This window comes from Methylovorus sp. MM2, assembly GCF_001648895.1.
Classification (GTDB): Bacteria; Pseudomonadota; Gammaproteobacteria; order Burkholderiales; family Methylophilaceae; genus MM1.
Genome location: NZ_LXUF01000021.1, coordinates 1 through 477 on the forward strand (window position 1 = coordinate 1; position 477 = coordinate 477).

Below are 477 nucleotides of genomic sequence, written 5' to 3' on the forward strand. Positions count from 1 at the left end.
GATTGTATTGAACATACGTTAAGCAGTGCAGCTACACCCGTTGGTATTACTGCATTGCATGCAAGGCAATATTTGAATTATGTTTCAATGGATTGTAAGCCCGCTTATTTACATATTTGTGAAGGTGCAACCAAACTAAGTGATGGCAGACAAGATTCTTCAACAGGAAAATTAATGAGCTATCTGGTAAGCGATTTTGTAAAAGGAATTCTGCAACAACTTGCATAATTATTAATCTTTGATAATGCTATGAAACATATTATGAATTGGTTAATCATCTTTCTTATTGCTCAATTATCAGCTTGTTCAAAAGGTGGCGATAATTCTTCAGCATCTGTTACCCCGACACCAACGCCAACACCTACAACAACTGTATTTGCAAAAGGTGCAGATATAAGTTGGTTAACACAAATGGAGGCATCGGGCTATAAATTTTATAATGCAGGCGGAACTCAACAAGATTGCATGCAGCTATTA

Annotated in this window: 2 protein-coding genes; both read left to right on the forward strand. The window is 36.5% G+C overall.

The window, feature by feature from the left end:
- On the forward strand, nt 1–228 hold a 228-nt coding region (locus tag A7981_RS12160; protein ID WP_217234120.1), incomplete at its 5' end, for a hypothetical protein.
- A 21-nt stretch (nt 229–249) separates the two neighbouring features.
- Nucleotides 250–477 (forward strand): glycosyl hydrolase 53 family protein (locus A7981_RS12035; RefSeq protein WP_174545167.1); only part of this gene is annotated, 228 nt, incomplete at its 3' end.